The organism is Candidatus Poriferisodalis sp. (genome assembly GCF_965203655.1).
Taxonomy (GTDB): domain Bacteria; phylum Actinomycetota; class Acidimicrobiia; order Acidimicrobiales; family Poriferisodalaceae; genus Poriferisodalis.
Genome location: NZ_CBDBDD010000008.1, coordinates 1 through 20,508, shown reverse-complemented (window position 1 = coordinate 20,508; position 20,508 = coordinate 1). Strand labels below are relative to the sequence as shown.

At 67.6% G+C, this 20,508-nt stretch carries 15 protein-coding genes and 1 pseudogene; 10 read left to right on the top strand and 6 right to left on the bottom strand.

Translation table 11 applies throughout. The features are described 5' to 3' along the window. Positions 1 to 38: 38 nt before the first annotated feature. A complete protein-coding gene (locus ACOGW9_RS08700; protein WP_419910329.1) occupies positions 39 to 875 on the bottom strand; it encodes an SDR family oxidoreductase in 837 nt (278 codons plus the stop codon). A 52-nt stretch (positions 876 to 927) separates the two neighbouring features. Here ACOGW9_RS08700 and ACOGW9_RS08695 point away from each other — a divergent pair, with 52 nt between their 5' ends. After that, positions 928 to 2,163, top strand: coding sequence for a CaiB/BaiF CoA transferase family protein (locus ACOGW9_RS08695; RefSeq protein WP_419910327.1), 1,236 nt, complete (start codon positions 928 to 930; stop codon positions 2,161 to 2,163). 174 nt (positions 2,164 to 2,337) lie between these two features. Here the strand turns inward: ACOGW9_RS08695 and ACOGW9_RS08690 are convergent, their stop codons facing one another. Then, positions 2,338 to 2,721: a hypothetical protein gene (locus ACOGW9_RS08690; RefSeq protein WP_419910325.1), complete on the bottom strand. Its 384-nt coding sequence runs from the start codon at positions 2,719 to 2,721 to the stop codon at positions 2,338 to 2,340. 754 nt (positions 2,722 to 3,475) lie between these two features. Here ACOGW9_RS08690 and ACOGW9_RS08685 point away from each other — a divergent pair. Both ACOGW9_RS08685 and ACOGW9_RS08680 read left to right on the top strand, forming a co-directional pair. After that, complete coding sequence (locus ACOGW9_RS08685) at positions 3,476 to 3,772, top strand: hypothetical protein (protein WP_419910323.1); 297 nt, start codon at positions 3,476 to 3,478, stop codon at positions 3,770 to 3,772. 99 nt (positions 3,773 to 3,871) lie between these two features. Next, positions 3,872 to 4,717, top strand: coding sequence for a response regulator (locus ACOGW9_RS08680; RefSeq protein WP_419910321.1), 846 nt, complete (start codon positions 3,872 to 3,874; stop codon positions 4,715 to 4,717). Positions 4,718 to 4,852: 135 nt separating this feature from the next. Here the strand turns inward: ACOGW9_RS08680 and ACOGW9_RS08675 are convergent, their stop codons facing one another. Next, positions 4,853 to 5,785, bottom strand: coding sequence for a thioesterase family protein (locus ACOGW9_RS08675; RefSeq protein WP_419910319.1), 933 nt, complete (start codon positions 5,783 to 5,785; stop codon positions 4,853 to 4,855). 83 nt (positions 5,786 to 5,868) lie between these two features. Here ACOGW9_RS08675 and ACOGW9_RS08670 point away from each other — a divergent pair, with 83 nt between their 5' ends. The 4 genes from ACOGW9_RS08670 (at position 5,869) to ACOGW9_RS08655 (ending at position 10,678) form a co-directional block, all read left to right on the top strand. Next, positions 5,869 to 6,693: a TRAP transporter small permease subunit gene (locus ACOGW9_RS08670; RefSeq protein WP_419854379.1), complete on the top strand. Its 825-nt coding sequence runs from the start codon at positions 5,869 to 5,871 to the stop codon at positions 6,691 to 6,693. Between the two features lie 7 nt (positions 6,694 to 6,700). After that, positions 6,701 to 8,269: a TRAP transporter large permease gene (locus ACOGW9_RS08665; protein ID WP_419854380.1), complete on the top strand. Its 1,569-nt coding sequence runs from the start codon at positions 6,701 to 6,703 to the stop codon at positions 8,267 to 8,269. Between the two features lie 122 nt (positions 8,270 to 8,391). Then, entirely contained in the window at positions 8,392 to 9,621 is a 1,230-nt protein-coding gene (locus tag ACOGW9_RS08660; protein ID WP_419854381.1) for a TRAP transporter substrate-binding protein, read from the top strand. A gap of 127 nt (positions 9,622 to 9,748) precedes the next feature. After that, positions 9,749 to 10,678 carry a TIGR03621 family F420-dependent LLM class oxidoreductase gene (locus tag ACOGW9_RS08655; RefSeq protein ID WP_419854382.1) on the top strand — a complete coding sequence of 310 codons (930 nt, stop codon included), beginning with the start codon at positions 9,749 to 9,751 and terminating at the stop codon, positions 10,676 to 10,678. A 62-nt stretch (positions 10,679 to 10,740) separates the two neighbouring features. On the opposite strand, the gene ACOGW9_RS08650 is transcribed toward ACOGW9_RS08655, so the two are convergent. Together ACOGW9_RS08650 and ACOGW9_RS08645 are read right to left on the bottom strand one after the other, a co-directional pair. Continuing rightward, positions 10,741 to 11,544, bottom strand: coding sequence for a DUF4143 domain-containing protein (locus tag ACOGW9_RS08650; RefSeq protein ID WP_419854383.1), 804 nt, complete (start codon positions 11,542 to 11,544; stop codon positions 10,741 to 10,743). Between the two features lie 107 nt (positions 11,545 to 11,651). Beyond that, positions 11,652 to 12,050, bottom strand: a pseudogene (locus ACOGW9_RS08645) (AAA family ATPase); the annotation flags it as partial. Between the two features lie 269 nt (positions 12,051 to 12,319). On the opposite strand from ACOGW9_RS08645, the gene ACOGW9_RS08640 reads away from it, so the two are divergent. Next, positions 12,320 to 12,697 (top strand): clan AA aspartic protease, encoded by a 378-nt coding sequence (locus tag ACOGW9_RS08640; RefSeq protein WP_419854384.1) that lies wholly within the window; start codon positions 12,320 to 12,322, stop codon positions 12,695 to 12,697. Between the two features lie 161 nt (positions 12,698 to 12,858). Here the strand turns inward: ACOGW9_RS08640 and ACOGW9_RS08635 are convergent, their stop codons facing one another. Then, the gene (locus tag ACOGW9_RS08635; RefSeq protein ID WP_419910316.1) at positions 12,859 to 13,491 is read right to left on the bottom strand and encodes a hypothetical protein; all 633 of its coding nucleotides are present in this window, start codon (positions 13,489 to 13,491) and stop codon (positions 12,859 to 12,861) included. Between the two features lie 675 nt (positions 13,492 to 14,166). On the opposite strand from ACOGW9_RS08635, the gene ACOGW9_RS08630 reads away from it, so the two are divergent. Together ACOGW9_RS08630 and ACOGW9_RS08625 are read left to right on the top strand one after the other, a co-directional pair. After that, a complete protein-coding gene (locus tag ACOGW9_RS08630; RefSeq protein ID WP_419854386.1) occupies positions 14,167 to 17,721 on the top strand; it encodes a PD-(D/E)XK nuclease family protein in 3,555 nt (1,184 codons plus the stop codon). Further along, positions 17,718 to 20,508, top strand: a 2,791-nt coding sequence (locus ACOGW9_RS08625; protein ID WP_419910314.1) for a UvrD-helicase domain-containing protein, incomplete at its 3' end; no start/stop codon positions are given. The genes ACOGW9_RS08630 and ACOGW9_RS08625, both read left to right, overlap by 4 nt.

The following is a 20,508-nucleotide window of genomic DNA, read 5'->3' as shown; positions in this document are numbered from 1 at the left end:
TGTGCGTGCCGAGCAGGCGGAAATCCGGCCCGGCGGCGCTAGCTGAGCAGCCAGTCCGCGGGGGTGATGTCGGAGTCGGCGAACAGCCGCGACTGGAAGCGGCGCATGCCCGACAGCCAGCGGTCGATGTCGGATGCCTTGCGTTCGCGGTAGGTCTGCACCTCGGGATGGGGCAGCACCAGGAAGCGTTCCTCGGCCATTGCCTCGATGACGGTGTCGGCCAGTTGCGAGACCGGCAGGATGCCGTCGCCTGCGGCGGCGCCGGGTGTGCCGCGCTCCTGGTCGCCATTGCCAGTGCGGTCGGGGCTGTTGGCCAGGATGTTGGTCTCCACCGCCTGCGGGCACAGCATCGACACCACGATGCCCTTGTCGCCATAGGTGATGGCGAGGAATTCGCCCAGCGACACCGCGGCGGCCTTGGTGACGGCGTACTGCATCGAGCCGAGCTGGGTCAGCAGGCCTGCCGCCGAGGCCGTGTTCAGCAAATAGCCGCCGCCACGTTCGACCATGACCGGCACAGCTGCGCGTGCCGCATACACGTGGGACATCACGTGTACTTCCCACATGCGCTGGATTTCGTCGTTCGAAGCCTCAAGCCCGCCCTGGGTCACATAGCCGGCGTTGGAGACGAACACGTCGAGCGCACCATGGGCTGCGACGGTGTCGGCGACCACCGTCTTGATGGCCTTCTCGTCGGTGACGTCGAGCCCGACGGCAGTGCCGCCCACCCGCTCAGCCACCGCCTGCGCGCCGACCTCGTCGCGGTCGACGACCACCAGAGCCCGCGCCCCCTCAGCATGGAAGCGCTCGACCAGCGCCTCCCCGATTCCGCTCGCACCACCGGTGACGACTGCGACTCTTCTAGCAAGTTCCATGGCCCGGCAGCGTAATCTCGCGGCCCGGACTCGACGCTGGCTTGGAGGTCCGATGGCGGCACCGTTGGACGATGTGAAGGTGATCGAGGTGGACAGCTGGATGGCCACCCCCTCGGCTGGCGCGATCCTGGCCGACCTCGGTGCCGATGTCATCAAGGTGGAACCGCTCGACGGCGACCCGATGCGGGGTTACAGCCGTCCGGCGAAGCTGCCGCCGGAGATCAAGGACTACGACTTCCAGTTCGACGTGGACAACCGCGGCAAGCGCTCGATCGCTGTGGATCTGGGCTCGCCACAGGGCCAGCAGGTGGTCCACCAGCTCATCGCCGGCGCAGACGTGTTCATGTGCAACCTGCTCATTCACCGCCAGCAGCGATTCGGCCTCGACCAGGCCACGGTGACGGCGGTCAACCCGCGCATCGTGCACGCCACGCTGACCGGCTACGGCACGTCCGGTCCCGAGGCATGGCGTCCCGGCTATGACGTGACGGCATTCTTCGGCCGCTCGGGCATCTACGACGCCATGCGGGAAGGAACCGACGGGGCAGTGCCGATGGCGCGCCCCGCCCAGGGCGACCACACCACGGGCCTGGCGCTGGTGGGCGCCGTGCTCGCCGCGCTGCGGCTGGCCGAACGCACCGGCGAGGCGCAAGTCGTCGAGACGTCGCTGTACGAGACGGCGGTGTGGACCCAGGCGTCCGACTACGCCATCACCGCCGTCGACAGGGCGCCGCTACGCCAGCGGGCCCGCGAGAACATGATCGTGCCGACGGCGAACCGGTATCCCTGCGGCGACGGCAAGTGGGTGGTGCTCAACATGCCCCAAGAAAGCGCCTGGCCGTTGCTGTGCCGGATCATCGAGCGGCTCGACTGGCTGGAAGACGAGCGCTTTGCCGACATCCGCGGCCGGTTCGCCCACATGCCTGAGATCGTGGCCGGTATCGACGAGGCGCTGGCACACCGGACCCGCGACGAGTGGGGCGAGATCTTCGATGCCGAGGGAATGATCTGGGGACCGGTGCTGGGTCTGCATGAGGTGGTCGACGACGCACAGGCCGAGGCACTCGGCATGTTTCCCACGCTGGACAGCGCCGACATCGGCCCCTATCGCAGCGTCGGCATCCCGATGCGATTCGCCGACGCAGACGTCGGCCCGCGCGGCCCCGCGCCCAAGCTGGGCGCCGACACCCGTGAGGTTCTCGCCGCCGCCGGACTGTCCGATGACGAGATCGACGACTTGGTCGCCAATCGCACTGTTCTGGACACACCTGTAAGCGAGTCGGACTGACTGCAGCCGGAGGCCAGACTCAGACGCGCCCCGGATGCCGAGCGCGCTGGAGCCACGCCAGCACACGCCGCCACAAGGACGGCAATCCGAAGTCGAATATCAGTCCGCGGCTGACATCGACACTCGGAAAGGGCGTCGAACGGCTGTCGCGTGCCTTCGTCGAGTCCATCGCGGTCACAGTAACACCCACACGAAAGGCACCATATAGACGAACAGGAGCGTGAGAACTGCTTGGGCACCGACTAGGCGCTGGGCTCGCCGCACGATGTCCTCGTTGAAGTTGAAGTGCTCCAAGAAGGTGATCACGAGGTGGCGCCGCAACCGAGGCAGTCCGTCCACGCGTCCTGGGAAGCTCGTCAACTGGTCGAAGTCGGCCACTTCTCTCCAGTGTCTCGCCACCGTGTGGGTGTTGATCCACGTGGCCCCATTGACGAGTGCGACTGCCGCGAAGCCAGCAGCGACGATGAGTGCTCGACCGCCCACTACGGCCGATGTGTCGGCGGTTTCCGGCCGGGACGCGACAGCAACGGAAACGGCGGTCACGAAGATCGCCGTCATCGCAAGAAAGCCAGCGACGATCAGCTGGGATTGCCGCTGCGCATTCGCTAGGCGAGCGTCCTGCTTGTTCCGAATTTCCCTCGCCTCCACGAGGACTTGATCCCACGCGCCAAGAGCGTCGCGGCCAGCTTGGTCAATGGACACAATGCGACCCCTTCACGACACTGCCAATGCCGGCTTCTAGCAGCTTCGCCAGCCATCTCGATGCTGATTTTCGAGCTGCGCAGCATCACCGATTGGCCTCAGAGTTGGGAGACCATCTCGACGGACCCACCTCCGACACTTGCTCACGATTCCGGTACGGTCAGCGGCGCCAGAGCAGTGCGAAGTACCGGCGTCGGCGCGATCGTGGCGGGCGATGGCTCGGCGGTTGTCGTGACTGTGGCCACGGCGAGCAGCGCAGGCGCAGGCTCTAGGGAGCGAGCCGATGACCACGAGGGGTTACTCGCTATCGGATGGGGGCGAACGTTCCCGAGTCGATGTTGGCGGTAGGAAGCTCCGGCCGTGCGGGACCTATGCGGCGTTCCAGCGCCATCTGAAGCGTGACGAGGAACCCTGCGAGGCCTGCACCGAGGCAGCGAGGCTCTGGCGACTGTACACGAGCGCTCGCAAGAGATACTGGAGCCGACGTAGCCGCGGCACCCACCTTCACGACTTGAGACCGCTGTTCGACGAAATGCGGCAGCGCGAAATCGACTACCGAGCGCTGGAACGGTGCACTGACACTCCGCAACCACCGAGTCGACGCTGGACTGTGTATAGGTTCGACTTCGACAACGGCCAGCAGTACGCAGGCATCACCCAGCGATCGGCATGGGCCCGCGAAGCCGAACACACATCCGGCGACGAGCGCTTGAAGGGTGGCTCAGCGCGTATCAGCGAACTGGTCGCTCAAGGCGTCGAGTACGAACTAGTCATCGTTGCGACTGACCTGACCGAGGGCGAGGCATACGAACGAGAACGCATTGAGATAGCGGGACTCAAGAAGCCGCTGAACGTTCAGGGACCAGTTCGCACCGACCCGATCGCGCGCGCTGGGCCTGTCCGATGATGAGATCATCGGGCTGATCGACGCGGGTGCCGTGCGCGAAGCGTCATAAGGTCGCGTCTAAGTTCGCTTGCACAGACCGCCCACAGAGGAGGTGCCGGCATGCGACACGTCTTGATCGTGGCCAACCAGACCCTCGTCGGAAGCCATCTGCACGAACGGGTCGAGCACATCTTGGCGGTCGACCCCGAGACCCGCTTTCACATCGTCGTTCCCGCGACCGGCGCGAATGGGCCCGATCCTGCGCGGGCGCTTGCGGGTGCGCGCCGCCGGCTCAGCCAAGCCTTCGACTCACTCGATGACATCGGCGCCAGGGTCACCGGCGAAGTCGGGCCCGCGCATCCTGTCGTAGCGGTCAACCTCGCGATCGACCGGCTGAATCCCGATCTGATCATCCTGAGCACGTTGCCCGCGGGCGCGAGCCGCTGGCTCCACCTGGACCTGCCGCACCGACTGCAACGGCGCTTCGGCGTGCCGGTCGAGCACATCACTGCCGAGTCGCAAGCCGTTGACCGCGTGGGCGGCTTCGAGCCTCCGGTGCTGCACGCCCCTGACGACACCGTCCACGTGCTGCTAGCCGAGGAGAACTCCCATGACGTCGACGTGCTCACCTTGGCTTTGGCCGAGGCCGGCACGCGCAACCAGGTACGTGTGGCGCACGACGGTGCCAATGCACTCTCGTTCCTGCGCACGGTGGGTTCCTCCGAAGTCGATCTTGTGCTGTTCGACCTGAAGCTGCCGGTGGTGAGCGGTTTCGACCTGCTCGCCGAGATCCGGGGTGCCACCGAGTTCGACAAGGTGATGATGGTCGCGCTGACGACCGAGGAAGCGGCCGAGGACCGTGCCAGGGCATACGATCTCGGCGCCGACGCCTTCGTAATGAAGCGGCCCGACTACAGCCAGATGGCGCACGTCATCGACGACCTGCTGGCCGAAGTCGCCGGGTAACCGGCGATCTGATTCCTCTCGTGCCCGCGATCACAACGCGTCTTTGCTCAGTCACAATGTGCCCATGACATTTGTGATGTTGGCGCTGATCGGAACCGGCGCCTTCTAGAACAGCTACAACGTCGCCGGTCGCGGTCAGCGACCGGCGACACGTGCAGCGGCCATGCCGCCTGGGAAGCCGATCTCGGCGGGGGCCTCGACCTGGCTCTGCAACACCCAGCCGAGCAGGCCGTGCCGATCGCAGATAGCCGTGTGCGTTCCCGCCAGCCCCTGGGGTGCCACCACCGTGGCCGCGTCGAAGTAGAACCACTTTCCCGCTGGCACGCGCAGCAGCTGCAGCGTTACGTCGGTGTTGATGTAGGCACCGCCGGACGGCGAGAAGTCCCACCCCACAGCCGCGCCGAGATCGGCCAAGGTCGCAACCCGCACCAGCGGTGACGTCTCCTCGCCAGCCATGAACGGATGGTCCAACCGCAGCCACGTGCGGCCGGGGCCCGGCTCCTCCGTCGAGCCCCCGACGAAGCGAAAATCCACGGCATCGGCGTTGAAACCGGGACGCGGGTAGTCGATGTCGGGATTGGCTCCTGGGTCGGCGCGCTCGGCCGGGATCGGCGGCAGCGACTGCCCGTCACCGGTAGGTTCGTCGCCCGGCGGCGCAGTGGGGGTCAGCCATTGCGAGGTTGCCCGCGCCACCAAGCGCCCGCTTCCCCCGCCGCCGGGCGCCTCTCGCACTTCGGCGTCAACGAGCGCCGTCCGCTTGCCGCCCTTGGTGGTGGTCGCAGTGATCTCATAGGTCGCCATCGGCATGCCCGAGAGGATCTCCACCGTCAACCGGCTGCATACCTGCGAGATGCCGAGGCGCTGCTGCTCGCGCTCGACCGCCCAGCCCAGCAAACCGCCAATGGCACCGCCATGCATCACCTGATGCGCCCACGGTCCGCGCGTCAGCTCGGTCGCGCGCACAGCACCCCTCTCCAGAACGAAGAGCGCCGGCGGCATCACGCCCGGACGCGTGGGATTGGCGGAATGAGAGTTCGCGCTATTGGGCTCGGGTCCGATGTTCGCCACGGCGACAAGCTAGGTGGCAGGATGTTGGATCGCCTGTTTCCGCATTCGAGCGGTACCGGCGAGTCAGAGGGGAAGGGGGCGACGTGACCGACACTGCCACGCCCGCTCCCCAAGCACCAGCGGTGGCGATGGAGCTGCCATGGTGGGCGCGCCTGCATCCGATCGGCTGGCTGGCGGGTGCCACGATCCTCTTCGGAATCATCGCCCGGCTGCTCTGGGACACCGAGTACTGGATCGGCAACCTGGTGTGGTGGAACTGGCTGGTGCTCGCGGGCGCGCTCGCAATGGGCCTCTGGCACGACGGGCTGGATCGCCTCCGCCGCGGCGTGGAGTCGATCGCCACGTTCAGCCTGACCGCGGCGTGGATCCTGGCGTGGGTGGTCTTCCTGCTCCAGCTGTTCAACGTGATCACCCGCTACGGCAACGACCTCGTCGAGACCGACATCCTCTTCGGCGAGACCACCAGCCTGGCGTGGCAGTCGTTCGCGCTCATGTTCCTGCTCGCCATCAACTTCGGCGTGCGCGACGGCGTGAACCCGCGCATCGACTTCTGGTGGGCCAACTTCAGCGCCAAGCGCAAGGCCTGGCTCGATTTCATCATTCACTCGGCCCTGCTGCTGCCGTTCATCATCATGGCCATCCGGATCCTCCGGGGCTACGCGGCCACCTCACTGGGCCGCCGGCACAACGGCGAGTGGCCGAGCAGCTGGCGCGTCTGGGAGAGCTGGGAGCAGGGCGTCGACGCGGGCAGCCTCCCGGTGGGGCCGATCAAGGTGATGATTCTCATCGCGTTCATCCTGTTCGGCCTGCAGATCCTTGCGGAGATGATCAAGACCGGCTTCGTGATGATCGGCGACGACGAGAAGGGCGACTTGGTCGAGCACGAGTCGCCGCTTCGGGTCGAATAGCCGCTCCATGACCGATCTTCTGGCCATATTCGGCATGGACACGGGCGTCTTTTTGGCGCTGACGATGTTCATCGTCTTCATGGCGATGATCCTCACCGGCTACAACGTCGCCTTCTCGTTCGCCGCGACGGCTTTGGCGTTCGCATTCATCGGCGATATCACCGGCTCGTTCAACACCGCCACGCTGAACACGCTGCCGGCGCGCTGGTTCGTGAACATCAGCGACCCGGTGCTGCTGGCGGTGCCGCTGTTCGTGCTGATGGGCGCCATCCTGGAGCGATCCGGCATGGCAGAGCGGCTGCTGAACGCCGTCGGCATGCTGATGGGCGCGCTGCGCGGCGGAGTGGCCGCTGCGGTGGTGCTGGTGGGCACGTTGCTGGCCGCTGCGACCGGCGTCGTGGCCGCGACTGTCATCGTGATGGGCCTGCTGTCGCTGCCGGCGATGGTGCGGCTCGGCTACGACAACAAGCTCTCGACGGGTGCCATCACCGCCTCAGGAACGCTCGCGCAGCTGCTGCCGCCCAGCATCGTGCTGATCCTGCTGGCACAGCAGATGGGCGTGGGCATCCTGGGCCTGTTCGCCGGCGCGCTGCTGCCCGGCCTGATGCTCAGCGGCCTGTACGTGGCCTACGTGCTGGCCGTGTCGTGGTGGAAGCCCAACATGGGCCCGGCCATGCCAGTCGAGGAACGCAAGCTGGAAGGCAACCCGTCGATCCAGACCAAGCTGCTGATCGCTGCGCTGCTGGGCTTCATGGTCGGGTGCGTGATGCTGCTGAGGGACCTGCGCACGGCCCTGATCGTCGCAGTGCTGGTGCTGGTCGTGAGCTTCGCGATCATGGCGTTCACCCGCATGCTGGCGTGCGAGGTGCTCATCGCGATCGTGCCGATCGTGGTGCTCATCCTGGGTGTGCTCGTGTCGATCTTCCAAGGGATCGCCACGCCGTCGGAGTCGGGCGCTGTCGGCGTGTTCGGAGCACTTGCCCTCACGGGCTTGAACTGGCTCTTCGACCGCCTGCTCATGCGCGAGGGCGCCACCCACATCACGCCCCAGTGGCGGCTCAGCCGTTCGGCTGCAATGCAGGCGGGCAAGTCCACCGCCAGCGTGGTGGTGCTGGTCATGACGCTGCTGTTCAGCTCCACCTTCTTCAGTGCCATGTTCTTCCAGCTCGGCGGCTCCGATCAGACCTCCGAATGGCTGACCTCCATCGGCGGCGGCAAGCTGGGCTTCGTCATCGTCGCGATGATCGCCGTGTTCCTGCTGGGCATCAATCTGGAATTCCTCGAGATCACGTTCATCGTGGTGCCCATCTTCGTTCCGGCCATGGAAATTCTGGGCTTCACCCAAGACGAGAAGATCTGGTTCGCCGTGATGATGGCGGTGAACCTGAACATGGCGTTCATCTCGCCGCCGGTGGGTTTTTCGCTGTTCTACCTCCAAAGCGTGGCACCGCCAGAAGTGCGCACCGCCGACATCCACAAGGGCGCCATCCCGTTCATGGGGCTCCAGTCGATCGCGCTGGTCATCCTCGGCGTATTCCCAGGCATCGTGTACACGTCGCTCGAATTGTTCAGTTAGCTGCAGCCAAGTCATCAGTTCTCTGCATCCGGCTGCGTCAGCCCGTCAGGCGTGGTTTCGACGCGTGCTAATTTCGCGCCACGTGTAGGCGCGGCTTGCGCGCCCGCGGGGAGGCACTACCTATGACCATGCACGACGAGGCCAGTCCGGAGACTGCCCTCGATGAAGTCATCGAAGACGCCGGCTTTGACCGGCGATCGTTCCTCAAGGCCGGTCTCGGCGTAGCAGGATTCGCAGCGGCCGCCACGGTGCTCAACGCCTGCACCTCCGACGACGGAGACACAGCAGCGACGACCGAAGGTCCCGCCGCCACCGACGCGCCGGCCACATCGGTGGCGCTCACCCAGGACGGTCCCGAGATCGAGTGGGAAATGGCCACAAGCTGGCCGGCAGCGCTGGTGACCCTGTTCGGCTCGGCCAACTTCTTCGCCGAGCAAGTGAGCCGGCTCACCGGCGGCAGGTTCAAGATCAATCCTCGACCGGCCGGCGAGATCGTGGGCGGCCTCGAAGTGCTGCCCACCGTGCGTGACGTGGGCGTGCAGGCCGGCCACACGGCGTCGTACTACTACGTGGGCCTCAGCCCCGTGCAGCAGTTCGGCACCGCCGTCCCGTTCGGGCTGACGCAACGACAGCAGAACGCCTGGCTGTACAAGGGCGGCGGCCTCGACATGCTCAACGAGTTCTACGCCGAAGAGCATGGCGTCATTGCCTTCCCGGCCGGCGGCACGGGCTGCCAGATGGGCGGCTGGTTCACCAAGGAGCTCAATTCGGTCAGCGACCTGCAGGGCCTGAAGATGCGCATCCCCGGCCTTGCGGGGCGTGTCCTCGAGAGCCTCGGCGGCGAGCAGGTCACCTTGGCGGGCGGCGAGATCCTGCCCGCCATCCAGCAGGGCGCGATCGACGGCGCCGAGTTCGTGGGACCCACCGACGACCTGATCCTGGGCTTGGACCAGTTCGCCGGCGAGCTGTTCTACTACCACCCAGGCTGGTGGGAGCCGGGCACGGCAGTAGAGGTGCAGTTCCCGCTGTCGCTGTGGAACGACCTTCCGGAGGAGTACCAGGCAGCCATCGAAATTGCGGCGGCATCGGCGAACATCAACACGATCGCCGACTACGACGTGCGCAACCAGGCCGACCTCCAGCGCGTCAAGGAATTCGCCAGTATTCGCGAGTTCCCGGCCGAGCTGATGGCAGCGTTCAAGGAAGAGACCGAGAACGTGCTGGACGGCGTGGCGGCGGACGACGCTCGCTTCGCTGCCATCTTGGCACCGTGGCGGGAGTTCCGTGACGGCATCGCCGAGTGGCACGGCCTGGCGGAGCGTTCCTTCCTGCACCAGCAGACTCAGATCTAGCGCCCGGACCGGCACTGGTGGCCGACGCCAGCGCCCGGCACCGGCGGCCAGCACCCAGCATCGCGGCTTCGCGCTGTTGACGCGCGGCCGTCGTCGGGGGCGGATCGGCAGCGCGTAGCCTGCCGCCGTGCATCCGTTCAGATTCGGCGTCCAGTACGGCAAGCCGGAGAGTCCTGCGGCGTTCCGCGAGATGGCGCGCAAGGTTGAGGACTTGGGCTATTCGTCGCTGTTCTGCCACGACCATTTCTGGGACAGCTGGTCGCCCATCGTGCATCCCGCTGTTGCGGCGGAGATCACCACGACGTTGCGGGTGGGGACGCTGGTGTTCGCTGCCGACTATCGCCACCCCGCGGTGCTGGCGAAGGACTTCGCCACGCTCGACCTGCTCGCGGAGGGCCGCACCGAGTTCGGCATCGGCGCCGGCTGGCTGACCGACGACTACGAGCAATCGGGCATCCCGCTGGACCGCCCGGGTGTGCGCATCGATCGCATGATCGAGGCGTTGGAGGTCATCAAGGGGCTGTGGCGGGGCGAACCCTTCGACTACGACGGCGAGCACTACCAGATCTCCGGCATGGTCGGCCGCCCGCTCCCCCACTCTCCCGGCGGCCCGCCGGTCATCATCGGCGGCGGCGGCAAGCGGGTGCTGAGTGAGGCTGCCCGCCTGGCCGACATCATCAGCCTCAACCCCAATCTGCGGTCGGGCACCGTGGGGCCCGATGCCGCCCGCAGCTCGGTGGCGGCCAAGTTCGCAGAGCGCCGCCAGTGGATCGCCGATGCCGCCGGCGACCGCTTCGCCGACATCGAGATCCAGCTCAACACGTTCATGGCGCTGGTGACCGAGGACGCTGACAGCATCCTGGAGCAGTTCGCTCCCGGCTTCGGGCTGACGCTGGACGAGGCCCGCGAGGTGCCCTTGGTACTGGCCGGCACGGTCGACGACATCTGCGAGCAGTTGCACCACCATCGCGAGACCTACGGCGCCAGCTACATCATCGTGCACGACCCCGAGGTCGATGCGATGGCCCCGGTGGTGGCCCGGCTCGCCGGCACCTGAGACCTGCCAGCAGTGAGACTCAAGGGGCTCGCTGCCGCGGCGGGATAGCTCGCCGCAGTTGCTCAGGGACCGAGTGCCGCCACGGGAACGACGGCGACGCCGTCATCCTCACGCGCCACTCGCAGGCCCGTGTGACTGCCCGGGGCGCCTACTCCGAACACTGCAACCAGTTTGGAGGGCGGTCGCTTGCCCGCGTCCCGCGTTCGCTGGGCGAGCAGCTTCAACGCTCGCTTCGCCTTGTCGAGCGACACGTCGTTGCAACTCAGCTTGACCTCCACTGCTGTCCACCTGCCGTCGCGGTCTTCCACTACCGCGTCGACCTCGAATCCGCTCTCTGCGTAGTACCGAACCTCGGCATCGTTCGCGTCGGCATAGGCCCGCAGGTCTCGCATGACCAGCGACTCGAAGGCTCCGCCCAAGTACTCGGGTTCTTCCGCTAGCCGCCGGGGACCGACCCTGAGCACCGAGGTCGCGACGGATGGGTCTGCCAAGAAGCGCTTGGGCGTCACTCGCATTGCCTGCTTCGAGGCGGGCTGGAAGCCCCAAGGCTGGCAGTCTTCCCGCAGATAGACGTCTTCGAAGGCCTGCAAGTACGCGGGAAGCGTCTTGCGGTCCAAAGGAGGTCGCGGTTCGCCTTCCGCGGTGTCACGAGCCAGCGCACTCGCCGAGGCGACGGTGCCCAGATTTCGAGCCAGTGACCGCAACACGCGCCGAGCGGTCTCGGTGCTCGTGTACGGGGGCGCATCTGCACTGCGCCGGATGTCGATGCCGCACATCGCGTCCACATACGAGTCGACATAGCGCAGCGCCCCGAGAGCGGCATCTTCAACGTCGCAGGCCAACCACCCCGGCAGATCGCCTCGCACAACTCCAGGCGAGACAGAGACTCCTCCGCGACAGCATCCACGGCGTCGCCTCTCAGCAGGGCACCCAAAGACACGGCTCCATTCGACATGCCTGTCTCGAACGAGGAGAACGTCCTCAGACGAATCGGCGCGAGCCGGCCCGCACCCGAGTGGCGAATCGGATTGTCGGGCAGTGTCGACGAGCCGGTCAGAATGAACTGGCCCGGAGCGCTGCCGCGCCGATCGCACTCCCGCCGCACCGCATTCCAGATGGCGGGAGCGATCTGCCATTCGTCTACCAACAGCGGGGCCGGACGGTCCAGCAGGCTGCGCAGTGCGGCACGCGACGCATCGGCCAGCTCGATCTCATCCACGGCCAGGAATGACGCCGCCGCCTGGTTCCCGGTCGTGGTCTTTCCGCACCCCCGCGGACCCTCGATCACCACCGCAGGCGAGAATTGCAGGGTGTCTCGGAGCTTGGCGTCTGCCAGGCGCGGCACGTACTCCTGGGCAGATATTGAACTCATGTCTCCGGCCGTAGTTCCCCGATATCTTGGGTAGTCATCACCCAATATATCGGGTGATGTCGGTCATGGCCCGGCGCGCGGGCACCTGAGGTCTGTCAGTTGGTGGGTCGCGACTGACGCGATTTCGCTGCGACAATGAACCCATGACGTCGACTCCAGAAGATTCCGTGCCCGAAAATGATGGTGATGTGACTCGCGACGTACGCGAGGCTCACCGACGCAGCCGTCGGCTGCCGTCTTTACGCCCTGTTCGACAGAGGAGGCCTCCTGTGGGCACCACGCACATCACCGTCACCGTCAAGAACCCAGCAGCACGCGACCGCGCCTGGCAAGGCGAGTTCCTGGTGGACACCGGCGCCATAGATTCGCTGGTGCCGCGCCAGCACCTCGAGGCCATCGGCGTCGAGCCGTTCGGATCTCGCACATATGAGATGGCGGACGGCCGTCGGCTGCAATTCGACATCGGGCTTGCCGAATTGAAGTTCATGGACGAGACAGTCGGCGGCACCGTCGTGTTCGTCGACGACGACGTCGAGCCGCTCCTGGGCCTCACTGCGCTGGAGTCGGCCGGCATCGAAGTCGACCCGCGCAACCAGCAGCTCAAGCGCCTGTCTGCTGTGAGACTCAAGGCGCTCGCTGCCCACTGACTCACGCCGGGGAGTACATCGCTTCGGGTCATTCGAGGCGCTGCCATGACGATTTCCCCATGTCGCGCATCGAGGTGCTGCTCTCGGAGGAGTTTGATCGGGTTGTCAGCGGATGATGCGCTGACGGCAGCCGCGGCGGCGCGGGGGCGGGTCGCTTATGGCTAATGCCCGCCCGCGTGGCGGTGGAACCTGCCGTCAGGGTGCGAGTGCCAGTTGCCGAAGCCTTCGGTCTTGATAGCCGGAGCACCCGTTTTCTGTTGCGTATATGCGCCTGACGGGGCAGTCGCAGGAGGAGGCGGGACGGGGTTGGGGTCCGGGGTCGGGCGCACCGTTTGGCCGGGGGCCGGGTGACGGTAGCGCCAATCCGGGTGCCGGTGATAGACGCCGTCGCCGTGGCAATGCCACAAGCCCTTCTCGGCGCTTTCTGCCTGAACGGCTTGCTTGGCAGCCGATAGGCCTTCCAGGTTTGGCGAGCCGCACGCGCCCGAGCGGCTGGCCCCTTTCCGCGCGTCCTCGGCCGCTACGTCCTCATAGGGCCTGTACAGCGTGAGCTTCACCGATTCGCCCGCCGTGAACGGGTAACCCGACACCGACACGATGATGCTCACAGACTCGGCGCGCGCCGTGTACGTGCTCAGCCCGCGAGATGGGCCTCTGTTTATCGCCAGTTGCCAGCCCGCGACCCGACCCCACGGCAGGGCGGGCCTGGTCGTTATCGCCAACGCGCTGGTACCGCCCGTCACCGCTACCACCGTGTAGGTCGTGGTCCCGATCTGGAAGGTGGGGTCAGTCAAATGCGCAGCGCATCGGTTGGCGCCGCTGATGTCGCAGCCACGCGTGACCCCGTCTACCCGTGTCTGGACCGTCAGCGTGGCGGACCAGGCTTCCTCCCCGCCATCGGGGACGGTCTGGGCGACGGCCGGGCTCGATGCAGCCAAGACCGCCGCAGCCAGCGCGGCCAGCAGCAGCGCGGCCAGGCGCAGGCGGACGCCACGGCGAGCTAGTGCTCTACCCCCCCCCCCCCCCGCAGAATCGGCGCGCCCGCGCGCCAAAGGCGCCGCTGCGAACCCCGAAGCGTTGTGTACGGTCCTGGCGGGCATGTGCACCTCCTGAGCGAGAGTCGCCTCGCACATTAGCCGACCGGCCGCGCCGCAGCACACACCACGACACCACGACAACCACAAACATCCCAGCCCCCCACGCCCGCAGCCCCACCCACCAGCGAGACGCTCGACCCGCCGCCAGCCACGCAATGAGAAGAAATCCTGGATCCCCACGCTGCGACACTCCGCACCCCACACGAGCAGTCCCAAGAGCCCAGCAGGCGACCAAGGAGGACGCAGCCCGCGCCATCATGCGGCGCCTGAGAGGCCCGTCCTGACCTGATCGGGTTTCGGCACCATCCCGCATACCCCCCCCCCCCCCCTGAACAGCGTGTCCTGTCACACGCCCTGCGTAGTGTCGCTTTCATGAGCGACCTGGCGAGCGGAACCGCGCCACAGCCTGCAGACCGCGGAGGGCCTCGGGCACGGCATGACGACAGCGCGTTGCGCGTGATGCCAGTCGAATTCGGCGAACCGGCACGACAGGCGCTGGCTGCGTTGGTGGCCGAAGCCAAGTCGGGCGACCCGTTGAGACCGGTCACCGTCGTGGTGCCGTCCAACTACACCGGGCTGGCGCTGCGCCGGGCCCTCGCACCGGGGGTCGTCGATGAGGGAGGCGAGGCATCAGGCGACACGGTGCAGGCGATCGGCGGCGGCATTGCGGCGCTTGACACGCTGACATTCGGGGCTCTCGCCGATCGACTGGCCGGGCCGTCCCTGCAAGCTGCCGGTCGGCGGCCGCACGGCACCATGGTGCTGACGGCAGCCGTGCGCGAGGCGCTTCGCCACGATGCTGCGCTCTTCGGGCCAGTGGCCGACCACCACCGCACCGCGGAGGCACTGGCGGGGGCCTACAGCGAGCTGCGCGATCTCTCGCCGCACCAACTGAGGCAGGTCGCCGCGACCTCGGCGCGCGCAGCGGCCGTCGTCGCCATCTGCGAACGCATCAGGTCAGCGCTCGCACCGAAGTGGTACGACACGAGCGAACTCCTGCAGGCCGCCGCTGCACACGCGGAGGCTGCGCCGCCGGATGCCCTCGCGTTCGACCCGGGCGAGATCGTGCTGTACCTGCCGCGACGGCTCAGCGAGCCCGAGACCCGACTGGTACGCGCACTCGGCCTGTGGACGCTGGCCGCGCGCCGCAAGCCGCTGCATGTACTGGTGGGCGTCACCGGCGATCATGCAGCCGACGCATCGGCGCGAGCGGTCTGCGAGCGCTTGGGCGCCGGGCTGCCGGCCCATGAGGCGATGCCGCCGACCGGCACGCGGATCATGAGCGTCACCGACCCCGACGAGGAAGCGCGCACTGTGGTGCGCGCCGTACTGGCCGATCTCGACGACGGTGTAGCCCCCGGCCGCGCCGCGGTGTTCTACGCGGCGGCCGAGCCCTACGGACGCATGCTCGAAGAGCAATTCGAGGCTGCGGGCGTGCTCACGTACGGCAGCACCGCACGGACGCTGAGCGAGTCGATCTACGGTCGCTTTGCCTTGGGCTTGACCGCGCTGGCCGACGACGGCAACGGCGCTCCCGTTCTCGGGCGCCGCGAAGTGTTCGATCTGCTTGCCGGTGCCAAGATCCCGCGCCGGCAGGCCCGCCAGCGAAATGCTGACGCGCACTTCTTCGTGCCCGACTCGGCGTGGGAGCGCTTGGCTCGCGCAGCCCATGTGGTCAGCGGTGACGACTGGGAGGTCCGGCTGTCGGCTCACGCCGAGTGGCTGGAAGAGCAAGCACGGCTGAGAGCGCATGGCGAAGCATCGGCAGACGCCCAAGTCGCATGGCTCCGTCGGCAGGCCCGCGAGTGCCGTGCCGCAGCAGAGTTCGCGGCAGAACTGCGCGATCGCGTGCAGCAGGGCAGGCAGCACCAGACGTGGCGCAGCCTGTGCGACTGGATGCGCGCCTCGCTGCGGCGCTACCTGGGAGCAGTGGGACGCGACGGCTGGACGCAGGATTGGCCGCCGTGGGAGCGCAGTGCCGCGGAGCGCGTGGAAGGCGTGCTCGACCGGCTGGCCGACCTCGGCACGGTGGAGAGGCGGGTCACGCTGGGTGTGATGCGCCGCGCGCTCGAAGTCGAACTCAGCCAACCGCACGGCCGCAGCGGCACCGAGGGCATTGGCGTGTACGTCGGTCATGTCAATGGCGCAATCGACATCGTTGTCGATCGCACGTACGTCGTGGGCCTGGCCGAGGGCATCTTCCCCTCGCGTCCCGTGCCCGACAGCCTCATCAACGAGGACGAGCGCCGTGCACTGGGCGGCGCACTGGCACTGCAGACCGACGCGACCGCCGAGCAGCATCGAGCGCTGCTGGCCGCGATGGCCGGCGCCCGCCACGCCTGCACACTGCTGCTGCCACGCGGCGACTTGCGTCGCAACTGCGAGTACGTGCCGTCACGCCTGCTCATCAACACCGCTCGCCGAATCGAGCGTGATGCTCGTGGCGCCGATGCTGCGGAGAACCCGGCGGGCCGCCCGGAAAGCGGTCAGGAGTACTTCGCCGACGGCCTTGTGGACGGCGACAGCCTCAGTGCAGCGGCGCTCGACAGCACGGTGGACGACATCGTCGAGGCCCCCTCGTATCTCGCCGGGATTCGCTCGGCCGGCTTTCCGGCCACGGTCACCGAGTACGACGCGGCCAGCCTGCTTGCGCATCGTGCGAGCGGGAACCCGGTCGCGAGCCATGCACTGTGGCGCGACCCCGCATGGCGCAGGGGCGTCTCGCTGACCGACGCCCGCGCCAGCAGCGAGTTCACCCGTTTCGACGGGAACCTGACCCACGTCATCGATGCCGACGGCGCGCTGGCCAAGGTCATGTCCGCCACCCGTCTCGAGCACTGGGCCACCTGCCCGCGGCGCTACCTGTTCGAGGATCTGCTCGGCATCGAGGCCGTCGAAGAGCCCGAGGACATCCTGCGGCTCAGCCCGCTCGAACGAGGCCAGCTCATGCACGAGGCCATCGATCGCTTCTTGCAGCCGCTGATAGCGAATCGACAGCCGGCAGGCAGGGGCGCGCCCGTGGCCCTCAGCGGTCCGGGCCGCATGCCGCCGGGACCGCAGCGTCCGCCTTCCGACGAAGACCGCGACGAGCTTGTCGCAATCGGCCGCGGGCTGGCAGACCGGCGCGAAGCACAAGGCCTGACCGGTTCGCCGCTGCTGTGGCGGCGTGACCGGGCCGCGATCTTGAGTGATCTGGCCGAGATGCTGGAGCGAGACGGCGACAAGCACCGGCCGCCCCGCGGTGAGATCGAAGGGTCGGAGTTCCGGTTCGGCTTTGCCGATTCCGCGGTCGGGGCCGTCGCGTTTGACCTCACGGACGGTCGCACCGTGCGCTTTCGAGGCGTCATCGACCGGGTGGAGCGCACGGACGATGGCGCGTTGGTGGTCATCGACTACAAGACCGGTTCGCCGCGCAGCTACCGGGGCCTGACGCCGGCCACTACGCCGCGGACGGCCGAGCCCGATCCCACCCTGCGAGGCACGAAGCTGCAGCTTCCCGTCTATGCGTTGGCTGCGGCTGAGCACTTTCGCGGCGCTGCGACCGCCGGCGCAGCAGATCACGCCGCCTACTGGTTCATCTCGAGCCAGCCCGGCCACTGGGAGTGGATCGATCTCGCCGTCGACGACGAGGTGATGCGGCGGTTCGCGCAGGTGATCGAAGTCATCGTGGCGGGCATCCGCGGCGGTGTGTTCCCCGGCTATGCGCGCCCCGGCGACGATCGCCTGCCCTTCGTGGCATGCCCGTACTGCGATCCCGACGGGATCAGCTCGGGCGATGTCCGCGACGACTGGATGCGCAAGCGGCACCAGCCGCTGCTCGAGGGATTCAGCCGCCTGGCCGAGCCCGACGAGCATGACGCACCGGGCGCAGCGGCCGAGGCCAACGCGGCGTCACCGTACGGGCGTCACATGGACGGGCCGCTATGAGCGCGTCAATCGGCGCCGGGCCGGCAGCGTCGGCAGCGGTTGTCGATCACTCCGCACGCGAGCGTGTCGTGCACGACGTCGGCTCGACGATGTTCGTGGAGGCCAGCGCGGGCACCGGCAAGACCACCGCGCTGGTCGGTCGCATCGTCGAGCTGGTGTCGGGCGAGCATGCCGTGCCGATCAGCGCGATCGCGGCCATCACGTTCACCGAGAAGGCCGCCGCCGAATTGCGCAATCGAATCCGCGCGGAGCTGAACGCCCGATTGGCAGGGTCGCAGGACGCCCGGACGTGCCAGCAGTTGCGTGACGCGCTAGACGGGCTCGACAGCGCAGCCATCTCGACGCTGCACAGCTTCGCTCGCCGCATCCTCAGCGAGCATCCCATCGAAGCCGGGCTACCGCCGCTGTTCGAGACGCTTGATCAGATCACGAGCGATGTCGAGTTCGACGACCGCTGGCGCAGTTTCGTCAACGAGCTCCTGGCCGACGACGATGCGCTGTGGCTCGTGCAGATGCTCGACGCGGCCGGCGTCACGCCTGCCGATCTGCGTGAGGTGGGCGCTGCCTTCGGCACCAACTGGGACCGCATCAGGCCGCCGGACCGGCCATTCGAGCCGGCGCCGCTGCAGATCGACGGTCTGGTGGCCCGCGGCAGTGCGCTCTGCGCGCGCAGGCGCGAGTGCAGCGATCCCGGCGACAAGGCGCTGGCCCGCTTCGGGCAGCTCGAGGAGTTCGTGGCACGTCTGCGATGGGCGCGCAACGACGCCGAGGCGCTGGGCGTGCTGCTCGATGCCGAAGACTCCCGTCACGGCGTCCCCAAGATCGGCACCCGTCGCAGGGGGACAGGGCAAGCCCAGAACTGGAAGGACATCGCGTCGGTGCGCGAGGACTTCACCGCATTGCGCGTGCACTGCACCGAGGCGGCGGCCGAGGCGCTGCAGCAGGTGATCTCCGCGTGGTGCAGCCACGTCGCTCGCTTCACGCTCGAAGCCGCAGAGCAGCGGCGCGCCAACGGGCGGCTGGAATTCCACGACTTGCTGGTCCGCGCCCGGGACCTGCTGAAGTCGTCACATGACGCCCGCGACTCGCTGCACCGGCGGTACCGGCACCTGCTGCTCGACGAATTCCAGGACACCGACCCGATCCAGATCGAGATCGCGACGCGCATCGCGGCCGTGGTCGATGCCGACGAACCCGTGCCCGACGGCTGGCAGCACATCGACACCGTGGACGGGCAGCTGTTCTTCGTCGGCGATCCCAAACAGTCGATCTACCGGTTCCGTCGGGCCGACATCAGCCTGTATCTCGATGCCCGGGACCGCTTCGCGAGTTCGCAGCCAGCGGCGGCGCTGGTCACGAACTTCCGCACGACGGAGCCCATCATCGACTGGGTCAACCACACCTTCGATCGGCTGATGGCTGCCCGCGGCAGCGATCCGGCCGATCAGCTCGCACCCGCGGCGCACGACGCCGGTGCCGAGCCGCCCGCGGCAGCCGGCACAGCTCCACAGCATTCGGAGCGGCTGCACCCCGAATATGCACCCATGCACGCATCGAGATCGGCTGTGGGCCAGGGGCCCGCAGTCGTGGCGCTGGGCCTGAGCGGGCATCGCGACCTCAGTGCTCAAGGCATCCGCGACGCGGAGGCCGCCGACATCGCCGGCGTCATCACTGAGATCCTCGCGAATCAATGGTCTGTCGAAGACCGTCACCGCGGCGGCGAGCGGCCAGCCCGCCTCGGCGACATCGCCATCCTCATCCCGACGCGGACATGCCTGCCGCAGCTCGAAGCGGGGCTGACCGCAGCGCAGGTGCCGTATCGCCTCGACGCATCGGAGTTCGTGTGGCGCTCCCGGACGGTGCGTGACCTGCTGATGTGCCTGCGGGCCGTTGCCGACCCCGACGACGCGCTCGCTGTAGTGAGCGCTCTGCGCACGCCGCTGTACGGGTGCGGCGACGACGATCTGTACACGTACTACTGCGCGGTCGGGTCATGGAGCCTCTTCGCTTCCGATTTCTCTGCCGTGCCGGACGGCGCCGAGCACCCCGTGGCCGCAGGCATGCAGCACCTGCGGCGTCTCTACGACGAGCACGCCCTTGCCGCCCCCTCGGTGCTGCTCGACCGCCTGGTACGCGAGCGGCGCGTGCTCGAGCAGGCCGCAGCCGGGCGGCGAACCCGCGAGGTCTGGCGACATGTGCGCTACGTCATCGATCAGGCGCGGGCATGGTCGCACAGCCAGCACGGAGGCTTGCGGCAGTTCCTCCGCTGGGCCGCGATGCAGGCATCCGAACGCGCCAAAGTCACCGAGGCGATCCTGCCTGAATCTGACGACGACTCGGTCAGGGTGATGACGATTCACGCAGCGAAAGGGCTCGAGTTCCCGATCGTGATCGTGGCCGGCCTCCAAGGCGGCAACCGGTCGCGGCCGTCGCTCGTGGGCTTCACCGGTGCTGACCGCGACGGCCTCGATCACTGCTGCGGCGCTGCTGCAGTGCGCCTGCGCGCCGGCGCCGAGACAGCCGGCTACGCACTCTGGGCCGAACGCGAGAAGGCAGCGGATCACTTCGAGCGCATCCGACTGATGTACGTAGCCTGCACCCGCGCACGCGACCATCTGATCGTGTCGTTGCATCGCCCGCTGCCGCCCGCGAACGAGGACAGCGCGCGGCAGCCGCGCAGCAAGCCCAGTGCGCAGCTGCTCTTCGAAGCGATGCCGAGGCTCGGCACCGGGACCGTGGCGAGCGAGCGCGGCTGGGACTACCGAGAGGTCTCCGGCGACGCGACGG

What these genes read in the sequence shown, in the direction of transcription:
- ACOGW9_RS08680 (WP_419910321.1), top strand. Translation starts at nt 3,872, where the DNA reads ATGCGACACGTCTTGATCGTGGCCAACCAGACCCTCGTCGGAAGCCAT.
- ACOGW9_RS08690 (WP_419910325.1), bottom strand. Translation starts at nt 2,721, where the DNA reads ATGACGGCGATCTTCGTGACCGCCGTTTCCGTTGCTGTCGCGTCCCGG.
- ACOGW9_RS08660 (WP_419854381.1), top strand. Translation starts at nt 8,392, where the DNA reads ATGACCATGCACGACGAGGCCAGTCCGGAGACTGCCCTCGATGAAGTC.
- ACOGW9_RS08630 (WP_419854386.1), top strand. Translation starts at nt 14,167, where the DNA reads ATGAGCGACCTGGCGAGCGGAACCGCGCCACAGCCTGCAGACCGCGGA.
- ACOGW9_RS08665 (WP_419854380.1), top strand. Translation starts at nt 6,701, where the DNA reads ATGACCGATCTTCTGGCCATATTCGGCATGGACACGGGCGTCTTTTTG.
- ACOGW9_RS08700 (WP_419910329.1), bottom strand. Translation starts at nt 875, where the DNA reads ATGGAACTTGCTAGAAGAGTCGCAGTCGTCACCGGTGGTGCGAGCGGA.
- ACOGW9_RS08695 (WP_419910327.1), top strand. Translation starts at nt 928, where the DNA reads ATGGCGGCACCGTTGGACGATGTGAAGGTGATCGAGGTGGACAGCTGG.